Source organism: Pseudomonas sp. Irchel s3f10 (assembly GCF_900187515.1).
GTDB classification, from domain to species: Bacteria; Pseudomonadota; Gammaproteobacteria; order Pseudomonadales; family Pseudomonadaceae; genus Aquipseudomonas; species Aquipseudomonas tensinigenes.
Genome location: NZ_FYDZ01000023.1, coordinates 35,665 through 54,195, shown reverse-complemented (window position 1 = coordinate 54,195; position 18,531 = coordinate 35,665). Strand labels below are relative to the sequence as shown.

The 18,531-nt window shown below is 59.3% G+C and carries 15 protein-coding genes; 8 read left to right on the top strand and 7 right to left on the bottom strand.

Annotated elements, in window-relative coordinates; translation table 11 throughout:
• The first annotated feature begins 61 nt into the window (after nucleotides 1–61).
• On the top strand, nucleotides 62–811 hold the full coding sequence (locus CKW17_RS28550) for a YkgJ family cysteine cluster protein (protein ID WP_095123219.1): 750 nt from the start codon (nucleotides 62–64) through the stop codon (nucleotides 809–811).
• 176 nt (nucleotides 812–987) lie between these two features.
• On the opposite strand, the gene CKW17_RS28545 is transcribed toward CKW17_RS28550, so the two are convergent.
• From CKW17_RS28545 to CKW17_RS28530, 4 genes are all read right to left on the bottom strand, one after another.
• Nucleotides 988–2,133 carry a transporter substrate-binding domain-containing protein gene (locus CKW17_RS28545; protein WP_095123217.1) on the bottom strand — a complete coding sequence of 382 codons (1,146 nt, stop codon included), beginning with the start codon at nucleotides 2,131–2,133 and terminating at the stop codon, nucleotides 988–990.
• A gap of 130 nt (nucleotides 2,134–2,263) precedes the next feature.
• Nucleotides 2,264–2,503, bottom strand: coding sequence for a hypothetical protein (locus CKW17_RS28540; protein WP_034156076.1), 240 nt, complete (start codon nucleotides 2,501–2,503; stop codon nucleotides 2,264–2,266).
• A 111-nt stretch (nucleotides 2,504–2,614) separates the two neighbouring features.
• Complete coding sequence (locus CKW17_RS28535; protein ID WP_095123215.1) at nucleotides 2,615–2,920, bottom strand: hypothetical protein; 306 nt, start codon at nucleotides 2,918–2,920, stop codon at nucleotides 2,615–2,617.
• 275 nt (nucleotides 2,921–3,195) lie between these two features.
• Entirely contained in the window at nucleotides 3,196–3,558 is a 363-nt protein-coding gene (locus tag CKW17_RS28530; protein WP_016985602.1) for a DUF6124 family protein, read from the bottom strand.
• 1,179 nt (nucleotides 3,559–4,737) lie between these two features.
• Between CKW17_RS28530 and CKW17_RS28520 the strand changes: the two genes are divergently transcribed.
• The 7 genes from CKW17_RS28520 to CKW17_RS28490 all read left to right on the top strand — a co-directional run bounded on the left by CKW17_RS28520 (nucleotide 4,738) and on the right by CKW17_RS28490 (nucleotide 14,797).
• The gene (locus CKW17_RS28520) at nucleotides 4,738–5,898 is read left to right on the top strand and encodes an efflux RND transporter periplasmic adaptor subunit (protein WP_095123211.1); all 1,161 of its coding nucleotides are present in this window, start codon (nucleotides 4,738–4,740) and stop codon (nucleotides 5,896–5,898) included.
• Nucleotides 5,895–8,996 carry a multidrug efflux RND transporter permease subunit gene (locus CKW17_RS28515; protein ID WP_016986470.1) on the top strand — a complete coding sequence of 1,034 codons (3,102 nt, stop codon included), beginning with the start codon at nucleotides 5,895–5,897 and terminating at the stop codon, nucleotides 8,994–8,996. The genes CKW17_RS28520 and CKW17_RS28515 overlap by 4 nt, the downstream gene beginning before the upstream one ends.
• A gap of 9 nt (nucleotides 8,997–9,005) precedes the next feature.
• The gene (locus CKW17_RS28510) at nucleotides 9,006–9,683 is read left to right on the top strand and encodes a heavy metal response regulator transcription factor (protein ID WP_007916978.1); all 678 of its coding nucleotides are present in this window, start codon (nucleotides 9,006–9,008) and stop codon (nucleotides 9,681–9,683) included.
• On the top strand, nucleotides 9,673–11,037 hold the full coding sequence (locus CKW17_RS28505; RefSeq protein ID WP_095123209.1) for a heavy metal sensor histidine kinase: 1,365 nt from the start codon (nucleotides 9,673–9,675) through the stop codon (nucleotides 11,035–11,037). Before CKW17_RS28510 ends, CKW17_RS28505 begins: the two co-directional genes overlap by 11 nt.
• Nucleotides 11,038–11,343: 306 nt before the next feature.
• Nucleotides 11,344–11,565: a hypothetical protein gene (locus CKW17_RS28500; protein ID WP_077574472.1), complete on the top strand. Its 222-nt coding sequence runs from the start codon at nucleotides 11,344–11,346 to the stop codon at nucleotides 11,563–11,565.
• Between the two features lie 197 nt (nucleotides 11,566–11,762).
• Nucleotides 11,763–13,079 carry an OprD family porin gene (locus CKW17_RS28495; RefSeq protein ID WP_095123244.1) on the top strand — a complete coding sequence of 439 codons (1,317 nt, stop codon included), beginning with the start codon at nucleotides 11,763–11,765 and terminating at the stop codon, nucleotides 13,077–13,079.
• 209 nt (nucleotides 13,080–13,288) lie between these two features.
• Nucleotides 13,289–14,797, top strand: coding sequence for a sensor domain-containing diguanylate cyclase (locus CKW17_RS28490; RefSeq protein WP_095123207.1), 1,509 nt, complete (start codon nucleotides 13,289–13,291; stop codon nucleotides 14,795–14,797).
• Nucleotides 14,798–14,975: 178 nt separating this feature from the next.
• Here the strand turns inward: CKW17_RS28490 and lpxC are convergent, their stop codons facing one another.
• The 3 genes from lpxC to ftsA all read right to left on the bottom strand — a co-directional run bounded on the left by lpxC (nucleotide 14,976) and on the right by ftsA (nucleotide 18,524).
• Entirely contained in the window at nucleotides 14,976–15,887 is a 912-nt protein-coding gene (gene lpxC, locus CKW17_RS28485) for a UDP-3-O-acyl-N-acetylglucosamine deacetylase (RefSeq protein ID WP_007916984.1), read from the bottom strand.
• Nucleotides 15,888–15,999: 112 nt separating this feature from the next.
• Nucleotides 16,000–17,196, bottom strand: a complete 1,197-nt coding sequence (gene ftsZ, locus CKW17_RS28480) for a cell division protein FtsZ (protein WP_016986475.1) — start codon at nucleotides 17,194–17,196, stop codon at nucleotides 16,000–16,002.
• Between the two features lie 68 nt (nucleotides 17,197–17,264).
• Nucleotides 17,265–18,524 (bottom strand): cell division protein FtsA, encoded by a 1,260-nt coding sequence (gene ftsA, locus CKW17_RS28475; protein WP_007916987.1) that lies wholly within the window; start codon nucleotides 18,522–18,524, stop codon nucleotides 17,265–17,267.
• Nucleotides 18,525–18,531 lie beyond the last annotated feature (7 nt).

Genomic DNA, 18,531 nt, shown 5'->3' with positions numbered 1-18,531 from the left:
CAGCGTCTGTGCGGTGGTTTTCCGCCACCGTTTCACACCCTGATTGAAGACAGATCGCTCAATGAATACGACGTTTTCCTGCGTAGGTTGCGGCAAATGCTGCACCGATCACCATGTTCCCCTGACCCTGGCCGAAGCCCGCATGTGGGCGGCGGATGGCGGTCAGGTGATTGTGCTGGTGGAGGCTTTTCTCGGTAATGGCCTGGGTCTGCCGGCGCAGCAGCGAGAACATGCCGAACGTCGCTCAGCGGTCGTTCGCAGCGGCGCAACCGACGCCCATGTGGCAATCACCTTCGCGGCTTACAACGTCGGCCCCTGTCGGAATCTTGACGAAGACAAGTTGTGCCGGATCTACGAGCGACGGCCGTTGGTCTGCCGCATTTATCCGGCGGAAATCAATCCGCATATCCCGCTCAACCCTGCCGCCAAGGATTGCCCGCCGGAGTCCTGGCAACAGGGGCAGGTATTGATCGCTGGCGGCGAGTTGGTTGATCAGGAACTGGTCGAATTGATTCAACGTTCGCGCCAGGCCGATCGCGATGACGTCGGCATCAAGGACGCGATCTGCGCGATGCTGGGGATTCGCACCACGGCGCTGAAGGGTGACGGGTTTACTGCGTACTTGCCGAATATGGATGCGTTTGCGGCGGTGATTGATCAGGTGACAGCGCAACCGTTGACGACTGCGCCGAGTGAGTGGGTGTTTCATCTGTCGGGCGATGATGTTGCCGGGCAGGTGTTGGCGGCCGGGGCTCAGGTGGTGACGGAGCCGGCGCAGACGTATGCGTTTATCTCGTTGCGCGCGGCTTGATCCAGATTCTTTAGCGTCTGCACGGGCCTCATCTCGAGGATTTTTCACCAGGCCCATCCACGACCGTCCGTGCTTGAGCGCCTGCCACATAGGCGCAAGCGCCTGCGCCGGCATGCATTTAGCCATCAACCGCACGCACAACGCAGCGACGGCTGACGGGAATGCTTGCGACTTTTTCAACTGGCAGCCACTGCCAGACACTCAAGCTCTACTTTAGCTCCCGGCACCACCAGTTGCTTGCCCGCGAACGTCGTGCGAGCAGGTAACCGGTCGGCAGGGAAATAGCGGCGATAAACCTCGTTCATTCCGGCGAAATCCTTGACGTCGGTGAGAATCACGGTGCACTTGGCCACGTGCGCGAGAGATGAACCACTTCGGTCCAGCGCGCTACGCAGATTCTCCATGACCTGAACCATCTGCGGACGAATCCCGCCCGCCGCCAGTTGGCCATCGACATCCAGCCCGAGCACACCGGACAAGTAGATCGTCTCACCAATCTGTACGGAATCGGAAAACGGCAAATCCTGCGCCTTGGCTCGATAGCGGGGGAAGTCGCTGATAGCAGACGACAGATAGCGCTCAGTGATCGCCTGATACTGGCCGCTCTGTTTTAAACGCTCGAGGGCCGCATTGAGTTCATCACGCAGTTTGCTGTCGGTTTTGCGCAAAGCCATGGCCACGCCCGTGCCCAGCATCGGGTCCTTGAGCGCCGGTCCTGCAAAACCGAACGCCTGACCCTGCGGCCGGCTCAAGAATGCGTGCATGATTTCGATGGAATCCTGCAAGGTGGCATCGATTTCACCGCTCTGCAGACTCGCAATCAGTTGATCGTTGAATTGAAAACTACGAATCGTCACACCCGACTCAGCCCAGCGCGCCTTGGCGAACGCCTCGCGACTGGTGCCGGCCAACACACCAATACGTGTGCCTTGGAGTGATTTGGCATCAGGTTGCAGATGCGTCCCCTTGCGCGCGACCAACTGGCTGCTCAACGGGTAGAGGTTTTCAGTGAAATCGATGCGTTCCCGCCGCGCCGGGGTGGCCGTCATCGGCATGATCACGTCGAAACGATTGGCCTCAAGCGCCACGATATTGGTCGCGTAATCCTGATCGACCCACACGCAACGTTTTTGCAGTTCGGCGCACAAGGCATTGCCCAACTCGATGTTGAGTCCGACCAGTTCACCTTTATCGTTGCGACTTTCAAAGGGGGGTACGAGAGGTTCGACGCCAAACCGCAGCGTCGGCTCGACCGTCGACGACACACAACCGGTGGTCAGGGCTAACAGCGACAAAGCGGACAGGATTTTTGCCAGAGACATGGAAGCGACCTTTATCAAAGCGTTCACGGGGCATGAATCTTTGACGAAAGGTCGCTTGGATTCCCAGAGGGCGAATCTGCTATCTCTGTGGGAATATTCTGCGTCTTGGTGCGATTACCTCAAGAACAGATCAGCGCTTGCCCATCGAACGACGGGTACCCGGCGGCGCCATGCCCGGGGTCTTGGTGTGGCCATTCTTGGCGCCGTTCTTGTACCACGGCTGGTTCGAGCCTTTGGCAGAGGCCAGCTCGCCCGGCTTGAACGGAAATTTGAAGGCCGGGATTTCGGCTTTGGTATCGCTGGTTTCGGCCAGTTCAGCCGGGACATCGCTCACGGCGTCGTCAACCGGCGGCAGGGTCGGGGAAGTCATAAAAGCTCCGGAAAGCAAAAAGTCGGGCCCGATCAGTGAGCCGCGAAGGCGCGCAGTATACCTGTGCGCCAAGGTTGGGCACCTGAAGATTTGCAGCGCACGCCGAACGGTTTACAGGTAACTGATGATGACGATGCCTTTGTCGGTCGAGGTCTTCAGCGCTTCGTAGCGCATGGAAATCGGCAGCGACTGATGACTGCAAGCGTTGCGATCGGAGTCGACATCGACTTTCACGCCGGGTTTGATTTCGATCTGGCGAGACTCACGAGACGCAAACGCCCCGACCGGTCCGACCTGACAGCCCGAATCAACGATTTGCCCGGTAAAGCGGATCTCGCCGGATTGACTGGCAGGCGCTGCAAACGTAGTGAGTGGAAGCAAGAGAAGCACGCAGGGCAGTACGGTTTTCAGCTTCATTTCAAGACACTCCCGGGTTGAGCGGCCCAGAGAACCCGGGCTACACAATGTTTATCCGCGTGCAGGGACGGATCTTGAGAAGCGTAGTGGGCAAATAGGTCCCTGATTGGGACTGATCGGTCCATTTTTGGGACTGCTCAACAAATAATTGCCGTTAGAGATGGGGTGCCCAATCAGACGTCTTCGCGAGCAGGCTCGCTCCCACAGGTGGACTGCGCTTCAAACGGTGGGAGCGAGCCTGCTCGCGAAGAACGATGACGCGGTGTTCAGACGGATTACGTTTGTGGATCAACCCGATCCAGCGCCCGGTTCACCGCCAGCTCGGCAAGCATGACGATCTGCTGGATCGCCAGCGCCGTACTGCGCTGCGGACGACTGAGCTGATCGGCCAGATCACCGGCCATGACATTGGCTGAAGCCAGTGATTCGCAGGCGTGGGCCAGCAGGCTTTCGGTGTCGATGTTCGGGTGGATGAGGAACATCGTACTGGGCTGACGCGGTTTAACCGGCTCGGGACAGAGGTAGAAGTCGAGGGCGCGCTTGATGGCTTCGCGGGTTTTGATCTGGTCGTCGGCGCGGATGGCGTCTTCGAGTGGGGTGGTGGGATCGATGGGTGGATCTGGAACTGGCTTAGTCATTGGAAACCCTATTTTGCAAATGGGAGCCATCCCTTGCCGTTTCTCACGCGGCGAAGTGGGTGGCAGCTATGTGCGGGGTGAGAAACCGGAAAAATAGGAAACCGGCCAGACCGAAGTCTGCCCGCACACAGCCGCCATGAAGCATTTGCAAGCAGCGGACAAGCCGCCGGCAATTATGCGGACTGATGGACTGATTCACTAATTTTTCAGGGTTCTCACACCCGATCACCGAGTCTTCGGCGACAACCCAAGACTAGAGAGCGCACGTCCGACGGACAACCTGAAAACCTTGTGGGAAGGTTCTGGTTATTTGACACAAATTTAAACAGCCAAAAGCCAACCCTCACCCTAGCCCTCTCCCAGAGTGAGAGGGGACTGACCGAGGTGTTTGGCAGAGCTACGCCGACGTGCGATACCGTGTTGAACTCAGGTTTTGAAACAGATCAAAAGCCCCTCACCCTAGCCCTCTCCCAGAGGGAGAGGGAACTGACCGAGGTGTTTGGCAGAGCTACGCCGACGTGCGATACCGTGTTGAACTCAGGTTTTGAAACAGATCAAAAGCCCCTCACCCTAGCCCTCTCCCGGAGGGAGAGGGGACTGACCGAGTTGTTTGGTAGAACTACGCCGACGTGCGATACCGCGTTGAACTCCAGCCTTGAAAAGACCACAAATCGGCCCCCTCTCCCTCGGGAGAGGGCTGGGGTGAGGGGCAAGAGCACCGCAAAAACAAAAGCCGACCACGCTGTGCTCCTCACCACTCAATAGGCCGAGTGTCAGCTCGCCTGCTCTTGATCTTGATCCACGGGCGACGTCGGAAGGCTGAGTGGAGGGATTGATCCGGGCGTGGGAGCGCAGCGACCGTTTGGCGCAGCCAAACACAGCGAGAGGAGGTGCAGCGAAGCAAACCGTAGACGCTGCGCCCGGATCGATCCCGCAGCGAAGGAACCCCGAGCCCCAGCGAGCGGGCCGCACGTAGGAGCAAGCGTTTTTGGTTACTTTTTAGGCGTTTGTAAAAAGTGACCCGCCGTAAGGGCGGAACCGTAATCAGCCACACCCGCAGCAACGGATATGCACCCAGCGAAACTGACAGCGCCGACAGCTAGCCGTCACCCTCCTGACCCCCAAACAAGTTTATAAAGACCCTAACCCTGCCCAAACTCCGTCCGGCGCCCACCTCGCATGCGAATCCAAAAGAACAAAGCCCTGCTCGCCACCCTATTGATCGTCCTCGCAGGCGCAGGTCTGTGGTACACCCTGAAACCCGCCCCGACCAAACTCGCCACCCCCACCGCCATCCCGGTGCGAGTCATAGCGGTCAGCGAAAAAGACGTCCCCCGCTACACCAGCGGCATCGGCTCCGTACTCTCATTACACAGCGTCGTAGTACGCCCCCAGATCGACGGCATCCTCACCAAAATCCTCGTCAAAGAAGGCCAACTCGTCAAAGCAGGCGACCTGCTGGCCACCATCGACGACCGCTCCATCCGCGCCAGCCTCGACCAGACACGCGCCCAACTGGGCGAAAGCCAGGCGCAACTGCAAGTTGCCCTGGTCAACCTCAAACGCTACAAACTGCTCACCGTCGACGACGGCATCTCGAAACAGACCTACGACCAGCAACAAGCCCTGGTCAACCAACTGAAGGCCACCGCCCAAGGCAACCAGGCCTCGATTGACGCGGCGCAGGTACAACTTTCCTACACGCAGATCCGCTCCCCAGTCACCGGCCGCGTCGGTATTCGCACAGTCGACGAAGGCAACTTCCTGCGCATGACCGACACCGCCGGCCTGTTCACCGTCACCCAGATCGACCCGATCGCCGTCGAGTTTTCCCTGCCGCAGCAAATGCTGCCGACCCTCCAAGGCTTGATCAACGATCCGCAACGCGCACAGGTCAAGGCCTACATCGGCGCCGACACCGATGGCGAAACCGGCAACCTGCTCGGCGAAGGGCACCTGACCCTGATCGACAACCAGATCAACGCCAACACCGGCACCATCCGCGCCAAGGCCGAATTCGACAACGCCAGCCAGAAGCTCTGGCCCGGCCTGCTGGTCACGGTAAAAATTCAGACAGCCCTCGACAAAGATGCGTTGGTCGTCCCGCCGACAGTCGTACAACGCGGCCTCGACCAACACTTCGTTTACCGGGTGAATGGCGACAAGGTTGAAGCCGTGCAGGTGCAGATGGTTTACCAAGGCAGCGGCCAGGACATCATCAAAGGCGTGAAGGCCGGTGATGTGCTGGTCACCGACGGCCAGTCGCGGCTTAAACCGGGTTCAACGGTGCAAGTCATGAGCGAGCCGGCGCAGGTGGTGCAAGCGGAGCCGAAACCATGAAGGCGCACAAAGGCGTCTCCACGTGGTGCATCGATCACCCGGTCGCGACAATTTTGTTGACCATCGCTTTGGTGCTGGTCGGTTTGATTGCCTTCCCGCGCTTGCCAATCGCCCCACTGCCGGAAGCGGAATTTCCTACAATCCAGGTCTCAGCGCAGTTGCCCGGCGCAAGCCCCGACACCATGGCCTCGTCCGTGGCCACGCCGCTGGAGGTGCAATTCAGCGCCATCCCCGGCATGACCCAGATGACCTCGAGCAGCGCACTGGGCTCAAGTCTGCTGACCCTGCAATTCACCCTCGATAAAAGCATCGACACCGCCGCCCAGGAAGTCCAAGCGGCGATCAACACCGCTGCCGGCAAACTGCCCAAGGACATGCCGACGCTGCCAACCTGGAAGAAGGTCAACCCGGCCGACAGCCCGGTGCTGATCCTCAGCGTCAGCTCGACGCAAATGCCCGGCACCGAACTCAGCGACCTGGTGGAAACCCTGCTCTCGCGTCAGATCAGTCAGATCGACGGCGTAGGACAAATCAACATCACCGGTCAGCAACGTCCGGCGATCCGCGTACAAGCCTCGGCGGACAAGCTCGCGGCGATCGGCTTGACCCTCGCCGACATCCGACTGGCGATTCAGCAGACCAGCCTCAACCTCGCCAAAGGCGCGCTGTACGGCGAATCGAGCATCTCGACGCTGTCGACCAACGACCAGTTGTTCCACCCCGAGGACTACAGCCAACTCATCGTTTCCTACAAGGATGGCGCCCCGGTTCACCTGCGTGATGTCGCCAAAGTCGTCAACGGTTCGGAAGATGCCTACGTGCAAGCGTGGGCCGGTGATCAACCCGGTGTGAACCTGGTGATCTCGCGCCAGCCCGGCGCCAACATCGTTGAAACCGTTGACCGCATTCAAGCCGCCCTGCCCGGCCTCGAAGCGATGCTGCCAGCCTCGGTGCAAGTCAAAACCCTGATCGACCGCACCCAGACCATTCGCGCCTCGCTGCATGAAGTGGAAATCACCCTGTTGATCGCAATCATGCTGGTGGTCGCGGTGATGGCACTGTTCCTGCGCCAGTTGTCGGCGACCCTGATTGTCTCGGCAGTGCTCGGCGTGTCGTTGATCGCCAGTTTCGCCCTGATGTACATCCTCGGTTTCAGCCTGAACAACCTGACGCTGGTGGCGATCGTCGTCGCGGTCGGCTTCGTCGTCGACGATGCGATCGTGGTGGTGGAAAACATCCACCGGCATCTGGAGGCCGGCGACGACATGCGCGAAGCGGCGATCAAGGGCGCCGGCGAGATTGGCTTCACCGTGGTCTCGATCAGCTTCTCGCTGGTGGCGGCATTCATTCCGCTGCTGTTCATGGGCGGCGTAGTCGGTCGACTGTTCAAGGAATTCGCCCTGACCGCGACCTCGACCATCATGATTTCCGTGGTGGTCTCGTTGACCCTCGCGCCGACGCTGGCAGCGCTGTTCATGCGCAAACCGGAGCATCACGCCCACGCCAAACCGGGCTTCAGCGAACGCTTGCTCGGCTGGTACGAGAAAGGTTTGCGCCGCGCCCTCGCCCATCAGAAATTGATGATTGGCGTGTTCGGTCTGTCGCTGGCGCTGGCCATCGGCGGTTACATCTTTATCCCGAAAGGATTCTTCCCGGTGCAGGACACCGGTTTCGTCCTCGGTACCACTGAAGCCGCGGCGGATATTTCCTACGGCGACATGGTGAAAAAACACTTGGCGATGGCCGAAATCGTCGCCGCCGACCCAGCCGTGCAGGCGTTTTCCCACTCAGTTGGCGTTTCCGGCAGCAACCAAACCATCGCCAACGGCCGTTTCTGGATCGCCCTGAAAAAACGCGGCGACCGTGACGTCAGCGCCAGCCAGTTCATCGACCGCATCCGTCCGCAACTGATGAAAGTCCCCGGCATCGTCCTCTATCTGCGCGCCGGCCAGGACATCAACCTCAGCTCCGGCCCGAGCCGCGCGCAGTATCAATATGTGCTGAAGAGTAATGACGGCGCGACCCTCGCGACATGGACGCAACGCCTCACGGAAAAACTGCGCAGCAACCCGGCGTTCCGCGACATTTCCAACGACCTGCAACTGGGCGGCAGCATCACCCACATCAGCATCGACCGCAGCGCCGCCGCGCGTTTCGGCCTGACCGCCAGCGATGTCGATGAGGCGCTGTACGACGCCTTTGGCCAGCGGCAGATCAACGAATTCCAGACTCAGGTCAATCAGTACAACGTGATTCTGGAGCTGGACACCAAACAACGCGGCAAGGCCGAAAGCCTCAACTATTTCTACCTGCGCTCACCGCTGAGTGGCGAGATGGTGCCGCTGTCAGCGCTGGCCAAATTCGATGCGCCGACCATTGGCCCGTTGTCGATTGCCCATGACGGGATGTTCCCGGCGGCCAACCTGTCGTTCAACTTGGCGCCCGGTGTGGCGTTGGGTGATGCGGTGATTCTGCTCAATCAGGCCAAGGCCGAGATCGGCATGCCAACCGCGATCAGCGGCAATTTCCAGGGTGCGGCTCAAGCGTTCCAGAGTTCGTTGGCCAGTCAGCCGTGGCTTATCCTCGCGGCGCTGGTGGCGGTGTACATCATTCTCGGTGTGCTTTATGAAAGCTTCGTACATCCGCTGACGATCATTTCGACGTTGCCAGCGGCAGGCTTGGGTGCGGTGATCATGCTATGGATCTGCGGTCAGGACTTTTCGATCATGGCCTTGATCGGCCTGGTGTTGCTGATCGGTATCGTCAAGAAGAACGGCATCCTGATGATCGACTTCGCCCTCGAAGCGCAGCGCCATCGAGGTCTGTCGCCGCAGGATGCAATTTTCGAGGCGTGCATCACGCGGTTCCGGCCGATCATCATGACCACCCTCGCCGCTCTGCTCGGCGCGCTGCCGCTGATGCTCGGTTACGGCACCGGCGCCGAACTGCGCCAACCGCTGGGGATCGCGGTGGTGGGCGGTTTGCTGGTCAGCCAGATGCTGACGTTGTTCACCACTCCAGTCATATACTTGTGGCTTGAGCGGTTGTTCCACCGGCCCAAACCGATGCCCTCACCGGCATTGGCGACCACAGACTGAGGCAGGGTCATGCGCGTTCTGATTATCGAAGACGAGGAAAAAACCGCGGACTATCTGCACCGCGGTCTGACGGAACAGGGTTACACCGTGGATCTGGCCCGCGACGGCGTCGAGGGTCTGCATCTGGCGCTGGAAAGCGACTACGCGGTGATCGTCCTCGACGTCATGTTGCCGGGCCTCGACGGCTTCGGCGTACTGCGCGCGTTGCGTGCACGCAAGCAGACCCCGGTGATCATGCTCACCGCCCGCGAGCGCGTCGAAGACCGCATCAAAGGCCTGCGCGACGGTGCCGACGATTACCTCGGCAAACCGTTTTCCTTCCTCGAACTGGTCGCGCGCCTGCAAGCGCTTACCCGGCGCAGCGGCGGCCATGAACCGGTGCAAGTGAGCATCGCCGACCTGTGGATAGATCTGATCAGCCGCAAGGCCACCCGCGCCGGCACCCGACTGGATCTGACGGCCAAGGAATTTTCTCTGCTCAGTGTTCTCGCCCGCCGCCAAGGTGAAATCCTCTCGAAAACTGCCATTGCCGAGATGGTCTGGGACATCAATTTCGACAGCGATGCCAACGTTGTCGAAGTGGCGATCAAACGCCTGCGCGCCAAGCTCGACGGGCCGTTCGACGAGAAACTGCTGCACACCATTCGCGGCATGGGTTATGTGCTGGAGAGCCGTGGTGTCCAGTAACTCGATTGCCCTGCGCCTCAGTGGAATGTTCACGCTGGTGGCGTTAGTGGTGTTTCTGTTGATCGGCGGCGCGCTGTATCAGCAGGTCGACAAAGGCCTGGGATTGCTCCCGGAAGCCGAGCTGGATGCGCGTTACAGCGTGCTTGAATCTGCGCTCAATCGCTTCGGCACGCCGGAGCATTGGCTGAAGATCAACGCCAAGTTGAAGCTGCTCGGCGAAGAAGACAAACGCATTCGTTTCTGGGTGGTAAGTAATGATCCGGGTTATGAATTCGGCCAGCCGGATGCCGCGATCCGCGCTTTCGCCCAAAGGCCAGTGGGCATGCATGACTTGCAGTTGCCCGGCCAGCCGTATCCGCTGAAGGTGCTGCTGACCGAGTTGCCGGCCAAGGATCAGCGCCCGCCGCTGCGCTTCATGATCGGCATCGATACCGAGACCTTCCACGAGACTCAACACAACCTCTTGATCGCGCTGATCGGGCTGGCGATTGTCGGCGTGCTGATGGCTTCGGCGCTGGGTTATTGGGTCGCGCGGATTGGTCTCAAGCCGTTGATCAAACTGTCCCACGAAGCTCAACGCTTGGCGCCCCCATTAAGGGCCGGGCGCTTGCGTTTGTCGCCGCTGCCACCGGAGCTTGCGCAGTTTGTCGACTCGTTCAACTCGACGCTGGAACGGGTCGAACAGGCCTACTCGCGACTGGAGTCGTTCAACGCCGACGTCGCCCATGAACTGCGTTCGCCGCTGACCAATCTGATCGGCCAGACGCAAGTGGCACTGACCCGTGGGCGCTCTGCCGAACACTATTTCGAAGTGCTGCAATCGAATCTTGAAGAGCTGGAACGGTTGCGCTCGATCATCAACGATATGCTGTTTCTTGCCAGTGCCGATCAGGGCAACAAGGCGACCAAACTCACCTCCACTTCGCTGGCTGATGAGGTGGCAACGACGCTGGAATATCTGGATTTCATTCTCGAGGACGCGCAGGTTCAGGTGCAGGTCAGCGGTGATGCGCTGGTGCAGATCGAGGTCGCGCATTTGCGCCGGGCGTTGATCAACTTGCTCAGCAACGCGGTGCAGCACACCGGGCCGGGACAGGTGATCGAGGTACGGATTGAGGTTGAAGCGCATCAGGTGAGTATTGGTGTGGCCAACCCCGGATCGCCGATTGCCAGTGAGCATTTGCCACGGCTGTTTGAGCGCTTTTATCGGGTCGATGCGTCGCGTAGCAACAGTGGCAATAACCATGGGCTGGGGCTGGCGATCGTCAAGGCGATTGCGCTGATGCATGGTGGAGATGTGTTTGTGCGCAGTGATCGGGGGATGAATACCTTCGGGATTTATTTGCCGGTTTGAAAAGCCCCTCACCCTAACCCTCTCCCGGAGGGAGAGGGGACTGACCGTGGTGTTCTTTCGAGTTACACCGACCTGAAATATCCAGTCGAACTCAGATTCTGAAAATCATGAAGATCTGCTCCCTTTCCCCCTCGCCCCCTTGGGGGAGAGGGCTGGGGTGAGGGGGTTGCTCTTGGCTGCACCGCGATCTTCGACTTTTACCTCCCGCGCAACAGTCATTTATGAAAATCACGCTGTTTCCCAACGCCCGGCAACCTTATCTTTGCCCGCACCAAACAGCACTCGCCAAGCGAGAAGGTTTTCAAGATGTCCAACAGTATGGGTATTGCCAGCGCGTTCGTTTTGTCCTCATTGATCCTGTCGCCGATGGCGATGGCTGAAGAATCGCAGTCGTTCGTGGCGCAAAATGTCGCTCGCGCTCAGGCCTTCGATCAGCATCAGGCCGAAGTGATGGCTAAGGCTCAGGACGCCTCGCAAGCCCCACAGGCTGCCACTTCCCAGACTCAAGCAAGCGAGAAAGACAGCTGAGTCGCGCACCGCGCCAACGTTTCCCTCGACGCGGTTGTTTGGCTCTTCCCGTTCAACTGTCGTCATTCCAGGCCGCTGCCTTTCAGCGGCCTTTTTTCGTTGTGGTCTGAAAGCCGTTTGGTTCGTCTGTAACAACAAGAAACATTGAGCGCCTCAAAATATAGAGGTGCCAGTTGACCCAAGGAGCTCCATTGCACGTGCGTTACCCAGTCCGTTTCACTCCGCTGTTCATTGCAATTGCCGCAACGATTGCCCCTGCCGCTCACGCTGAAGAACCCGCTAAAGAGGGCTTCGTCGAGGGTTCGAGCCTCAACCTCAACGCCCGCAACTACTACATGAATCGCAACCGCTTGCAGAAAGCGGACGACAACATCGAGTGGGGCCAAGGCTTTCTTGGGATTTTCAAGTCGGGTTACAGCGAAGGCACGGTCGGTTTCGGCATTGATGCCCACGCCATGCTCGGGTTGAAGCTGGATGGCGGTGGCGGCACCGACGGTTCGAGCATCCTGCCGGTCCGAGAGAATGGCGGCAAAGCACCGGGAGCGTTCTCCACCGCCGGGGGCACGTTGAAAATGCGTGCGTTCGATACCGAATTGAAGGCCGGCGACCTGTTCCTCACCAACCCGGTCATTGCTGGCGGTGAAACACGCATGCTGCCGCAGACTTTCCGTGGTGTGAGCCTGACCAACCACAGCTTCGATGGCTGGTTGATCGAAGGCGGCCAGGCGAGTTTCACCAAGCCTTACAACCAGAGTGGTCACACGCGCATTGGCACTTCCTACGGGACATTGGCCGATGGCGATGAAAGTCAGCACCTGAACTGGGCCGGTGTGGCCTGGAGCGGTGTCGAAGGCTTGACCAGCAGCCTGTACGCCTCTGAGCTCAAAGACATCTGGAACCAGTACTACTACGATCTCGACTACACTTGGCAGTTGAGCGATCTGGTCAGCCTCAACCCGGGTTTGCACTTCTATCACACGCAAGACACCGGTGATGCGCTGCTGGGCAACATTGACAACAACACCTACAGCCTGCATTTCACCGTTGGCGTCGGTAATCACAGCGTCACCGCCGCATATCAGCGGGTCAACGGCAACACGCCGTTCGACTACATCAGCCAGGGCGACAGCGTTTACCTCGACAACTCCCAGCAGTATTCCGACTTCAACGGCCCGAACGAGCGCTCGTGGAAACTCAAATACGCCTACGACTTCGCCGGTGTCGGCGTGCCGGGGCTGACCTCGGCAGTCTCCTATTCGCGCGGTACGGTGGACCTGACCAAGGTGGATCCGAACAGCAAAGGCTATTCCAACTGGTACAGCGCCGACGGCCGCAACGCCAAGCATTGGGAGCGCGATCTCGATTTGCAGTACGTTGTGCAAAGCGGTCAGGCCAAGGATCTGGCGGTGCACTTGCAATGGGCGACCAACCGCGGTGGCAATGGTTACGGCGCGATCGATTCAGACACAGATGAATACCGCGTCATCATCGACTACCCGATCAACGTCTTCTAAGATCGGCGCCATAACAGCGTCTTGAATTCAGTGATGCACCCTGTGGGAGCGAGCCTGCTCGCGAAGGCGGTCAATCAATCGACATCTATGTTGAATGACACGCCGCTTTCGCGAGCAGGCTCGCTCCCACATTGGGAATGGTTTCTGGCTTCGGCTGTGGTGTTTGGCCTACTACGCTTATAAGACTCCCCCCAACCGACAGCCCAATCATGATCGCGAGCCGTACCCCACCCGTTGCGGGCAAGACCGGACGCCCCGAACTGCTGCTGATCTGCGGCAGTTTGCTGACCGTGATCGCGATTCTGTGCATCGTCACGTTCCTGCTGATCCGCGAGCACGCCAACGCTCAGGAATCGGCCACCCGCAGCGCCACCACTATCGCGCAACTGATCGACGCTGATGTGCTGCGCACGGTCGAGCTGTACGACCTGACCTTGCAAGGCCTGATCGCTGCCGCCCAACGCGATGATCTGCAAACTGTCTCACCGCAGATCCGTCATCTGGCGCTGTTCGACCGCTCCACCACGGCGCGCTTCAAGGGCGACATCCTGTTGCTCGACAAACACGGCGATGTGGTCGCCGACTCTTCGCGAATCGAGCCGAAACCGGGCAACTTTGCCGACCGCGACTACTTCCTTGCCCACGCGCTCAACCGCGATGTCGGTATGTTTATCAGCCGGCCGTTCAAGACCCGCTGCGACTGCGACGAAGCCAATCAATGGCGGATCAGTTTCAGCCGACGGATTTCCTCGCAGACCGGTGAGTTTGCAGGCGTGGCCGTGGCGTCGATGAAGCTCGACTACTTCGACCAGTTGTTCAACAGCCTCGACATCGGCAAAGACAGTACGCTGAACATCATCGACAACGACGGCGTCCTGCTGGCGCAGAAGCCTTATCTGCAAAGTGATTCCATCGGCAAAAGCTTCGGCAACCGGCCCAACGTGATACGGATACTGCGCGACAAGAGTGGCAATGGCAGTTTCAATAGCGTTTCGAGCATCGACCATCAACAACGCCTGTATACCTATTCGCGGGTCGGCAATCTGCCGTTGATCGTGATGGTCGCGCTGTCCAGCGACGAGGTGTTCGGCACCTGGCGCCGCACCGCGCTGTTGATCAGTGGGGCCACCGGCGTGCTGTGCGTGGGTTTGTTATGGCTGACCTGGTTGCTGGCCCGCGAGTTGCGCCGACGTCAGCGTGCCGAGCACGAACTGGCGCAATTGGCCGCCACCGACGCGCTGACGGGGGTGGCCAATCGTCGGATGCTTGATCAGGCATTGCGTCACGAGTGGTTCCGCGCTCAGCGCTCGGGTAAACCGATGTCGGTGATGATGATCGATGCCGATCACTTCAAGGCCTTCAATGACCGCCATGGGCATCAGGCCGGGGATCAGGCGTTGAAGACGCTGGCCAGGGTCATTACTGAAAGTGTGCGGCGACCGGCGGATCTGGTGGCGCGTTATGGGGGTGAGGAGTTTTCGGTGATTCTCGCCGAGACCGACGGTCACGGCGCACAGCAGCTTGCCGAGCATATTCGTCAGGCGGTGGAGCAGTTGCCATTGGTCGACGGAGCCGAGCGGCCGATGACCGTGAGTATTGGCATCGCGACGTGGACGGCGGCGAGTGAGATGACCCTGGAGCAGTTGCTGTTTGCGGCGGACAAGGCGTTGTATCAGGCCAAGGAAGGTGGGCGCAATCGGGTGGTGGTGGCTGCCTGATAGGTTTGCTGGGGCCTCACCGGCCCTATCGCGAGCAGGCTCACTCCTACATTTGAAATGCGTGCCCCTGTAGGAGTGAGCCTGCTCGCGATGAGGCCGGCCCAGGCAACACAAAAACCGCAGGCATAAAAAAAGGCCATCCGAGGATGGCCTTCAAAAAACTAGAGAGGTTTTTTACTTACACTGCCGCAACAGGGCGCATGTAAGAGATTGGTGCGGTGCTGGCGTCTTCGAACGTCACCACTTCCCACGCATCTGTCTGCTCAATCAACTTGCGCAGCAGCTGGTTGTTCAGTGCATGACCGGACTTGAAGCCCTTGAACTCACCAATCAGGCTGTTACCCAGCAGGTACAGGTCGCCAATCGCATCGAGGATCTTGTGCTTCACGAATTCGTCTTCATAGCGAAGACCATCTTCGTTCAACACGCCATCAGCATCGACCACGATTGCGTTTTCAACGCTGCCGCCGAGTGCGAGGTTGTGCTTGCGCAGGTACTCGATATCACTCATGAAACCAAAGGTACGGGCGCGGCTGACTTCTTTTACGAACGAAGTGCTGGAAAAATCCACGCTTGCACTTTGGGTGCGGTCCCGGAATACCGGGTGATCGAAATCGATCTCGAAGCTCACCTTGAACCCTTCGAAAGGGACGAAAGTGGCGCGCTTGTCGCCGTCTTCCACTGTCACTTCACGCAGGATGCGGATGAATTTCTTGGCGGCGTCCTGTTCTTCCAGGCCTGCCGATTGAATCAGGAATACGAATGGTCCAGCGCTGCCATCCATGATCGGGACTTCGGACGCGGAGAGCTCGACGTAGGCGTTATCGATGCCCAGGCCAGCCATGGCCGAGAGCAAGTGCTCTACCGTGTCCACTTTGACGTCGCCGTTGATCAGCGTCGTCGACATAGTGGTTTCACCGACGTTTTCCGCGCGGGCAGGAATCTGCACCACAGGGTCGAGGTCAGCGCGACAAAACACAATGCCAGTGTCGACAGGCGCAGGCTTGAGGGTCAGATAGACCTTCTCACCGGAGTGCAGGCCTACACCTGTGGCACGGATAATATTTTTCAGTGTGCGTTGTTTAATCATGGCTTGGGCCGCTTCAGCGCAAATTGCGAACTGGTATCAACAAAGGCTGGCGATGATAGCAGACCATGCCTTTGCTGAACACCAATCACCTTCATAGCCCTGATACATTCCATCAATCGGCCTGACGACGCAGGAAAGCCGGGATGTCCAGGTAGTCCAGATCATCTTGCGGATTCATCTTCGCGGCAGCCGCAGCACCGGCCTGAGCCTGGTTGCGCATGACGGTCGGACGGTCCAGATCACGGTAGTTCACCGCTGGCGCTTCCTGACGGGCCGGAGCCGGTTGTTGCACCTGGGCGGAAGCCATGGAGGTGTGAACGGTGTTGTCGATGACCTTGACAGGCTTCTCGATTTTCGCGCCCAGACCAGTGGCAACTACAGTTACGTGCAGCTCGTCGCGCATGTCCGGATCGATAACGGTACCGACCTTGACCATGGCGTGCTCGGAAGCGAAGGCTTCGATGATGCTACCCACGTCGGAGTACTCACCCAGAGACAGGTCAGGACCGGCGGTGATGTTCACCAGGATGCCGCGTGCGCCTTGCAGGTTCACGTCTTCCAGCAGCGGGTTGCGGATCGCCGCCTCAGTGGCTTCACGTGCACGGTTCGGACCGCTGGCGCAGCCAGTGCCCATCATCGCCATGCCCATTTCGCTCATCACGGTACGCACGTCGGCGAAGTCGACGTTGATCATGCCCGGACGCTTGATGATGTCGGAGATACCGCGAACGGCACCGGCCAGTACATCGTCAGCCTTGGCGAAAGCCGACAGCAGGCTGGCGTCTTTACCGAGGATGGTCAGCAGCTTCTCGTTGGGAATGGTGATCAACGAGTCGACGCTTTCCGAGAGCATGCGGATGCCTTCATCGGCGATCTGCATCCGCTTGCGGCCTTCGAACGGGAACGGACGCGTTACGACCGCAACGGTCAGAATGCCCATTTCCTTGGCCACTTCGGCGATGATCGGCGCAGCACCGGTACCGGTACCGCCGCCCATGCCAGTGGTGATGAACACCATGTTGGTGCCCTGCAGGACTTCGGCAATGCGCTCACGGTCTTCGAGAGCGGCCTGACGACCTACTTCAGGGTTGGCGCCAGCGCCCAGACCTTTGGTCACGCCGGTGCCCAGTTGCAGAATGGTGCGCGCGCCGATGTTTTTCAGCGCTTGAGCATCAGTGTTGGCGCAGATGAATTCAACGCCTTCGATGTTGCTCTTGACCATGTGATTGACAGCGTTGCCGCCGCCACCGCCAACACCGATAACTTTGATTACCGGGCTTGCGGGGATGTTGTCTACGAGTTCGAACATTTTCCCTCTCCTTACATTCTCTAGTTTTTTCGCCTACTGCTTTTTTGTTGCGGTGTTGCGGTAAAGCTTTAGAAGTTGCCTTGAACCCACTTCTTCAATCGGTCCAGCAACGGCGCCTGTGGCTCTTCGTTGCTGTAGCTGTCGCGGCTGCCGATGCCGGAGAACGAAACCCCGTCGGACTGCTTTTGCAGGCCGTACATCAACAAGCCAACGCCAGTGGAATAAATCGGGTTGCGCACCACGTCATCCAGGCCTTTCACGCCATGCGGCACACCGAGGCGGACCGGCATGTGGAAGATTTCCTCGGCCAGTTCAGTGGCGCCTTCCATCTTCGACGTACCGCCGGTCAGGACGATGCCGGCCGGGATCAGGTCTTCGTAGCCGCTGCGACGCAGCTCGGCCTGAATCAGCGTGAACAGTTCGTCGTAACGTGGCTCGACCACTTCGGCCAGCGCCTGACGCGACAGTTCGCGCGGTGGACGGTCGCCAACGCTTGGCACCTTGATGGTTTCACCGGCACCGGCCAGCTTGGCCAGAGCGCAGGCGTAGCGGATCTTGATTTCTTCGGCGTACTGGGTCGGAGTGCGCAACGCCATGGCGATGTCGTTGGTCACCTGGTCACCGGCAATCGGGATCACTGCGGTGTGACGGATCGCGCCTTCGGTGAAGATCGCGATGTCGGTGGTGCCGCCGCCGATATCGACCAGGCACACGCCCAACTCTTTCTCGTCATCGGTCAGTACCGAGTAGGCCGAGGCCAATTGCTCGAGAATGATGTCGTCGATTTCCAGACCGCAGCGACGCACGCATTTTTCAATGTTCTGTGCGGCGTTGACGGCGCAGGTGACCACGTGAACCTTGGCTTCCAGACGTACGCCGGACATGCCCAGTGGTTCGCGAACGCCTTCCTGGTTATCGATCACGTAATCCTGCGGCAGGGTGTGCAGCACGCGTTGGTCTGCCGGAATCGCCACAGCCTGAGCAGCGTCGAGGACGCGCTCAAGGTCAGCCGAGCTGACTTCACGATCGCGGATCGCGACGATGCCGTGGGAGTTCAGGCTGCGGATGTGATTGCCCGCCACGCCGACGAACGCCGAGTGAATGCGGCAGCCCGCCATCAGTTGGGCTTCTTCGATCGCGCGCTGGATCGATTGCACGGTGGACTCGATGTTGACCACCACGCCCTTCTTCAGGCCACGGGACGGATGGGTACCGATCCCGACGATTTCCAGCGAGCCGTCGTCGGAGACCTCGCCGACCAGCGCCACCACCTTGGAGGTGCCGATATCGAGACCGACGATCATTTTGCCGCTTTGCACGTTTGCCATGGGTCCT

Excerpts from the sequence above, each read along its gene's own strand:
- CKW17_RS28550 (WP_095123219.1), top strand. The coding sequence starts at position 62 with ATGAATACGACGTTTTCCTGCGTAGGTTGCGGCAAATGCTGCACCGAT.
- CKW17_RS28545 (WP_095123217.1), bottom strand. The coding sequence starts at position 2,133 with ATGTCTCTGGCAAAAATCCTGTCCGCTTTGTCGCTGTTAGCCCTGACC.
- CKW17_RS28540 (WP_034156076.1), bottom strand. The coding sequence starts at position 2,503 with ATGACTTCCCCGACCCTGCCGCCGGTTGACGACGCCGTGAGCGATGTC.
- CKW17_RS28535 (WP_095123215.1), bottom strand. The coding sequence starts at position 2,920 with ATGAAGCTGAAAACCGTACTGCCCTGCGTGCTTCTCTTGCTTCCACTC.
- CKW17_RS28530 (WP_016985602.1), bottom strand. The coding sequence starts at position 3,558 with ATGACTAAGCCAGTTCCAGATCCACCCATCGATCCCACCACCCCACTC.
- CKW17_RS28520 (WP_095123211.1), top strand. The coding sequence starts at position 4,738 with ATGCGAATCCAAAAGAACAAAGCCCTGCTCGCCACCCTATTGATCGTC.
- CKW17_RS28515 (WP_016986470.1), top strand. The coding sequence starts at position 5,895 with ATGAAGGCGCACAAAGGCGTCTCCACGTGGTGCATCGATCACCCGGTC.
- CKW17_RS28510 (WP_007916978.1), top strand. The coding sequence starts at position 9,006 with ATGCGCGTTCTGATTATCGAAGACGAGGAAAAAACCGCGGACTATCTG.
- CKW17_RS28500 (WP_077574472.1), top strand. The coding sequence starts at position 11,344 with ATGTCCAACAGTATGGGTATTGCCAGCGCGTTCGTTTTGTCCTCATTG.
- CKW17_RS28490 (WP_095123207.1), top strand. The coding sequence starts at position 13,289 with ATGATCGCGAGCCGTACCCCACCCGTTGCGGGCAAGACCGGACGCCCC.
- lpxC (WP_007916984.1), bottom strand. The coding sequence starts at position 15,887 with ATGATTAAACAACGCACACTGAAAAATATTATCCGTGCCACAGGTGTA.
- ftsZ (WP_016986475.1), bottom strand. The coding sequence starts at position 17,196 with ATGTTCGAACTCGTAGACAACATCCCCGCAAGCCCGGTAATCAAAGTT.
- ftsA (WP_007916987.1), bottom strand. The coding sequence starts at position 18,524 with ATGGCAAACGTGCAAAGCGGCAAAATGATCGTCGGTCTCGATATCGGC.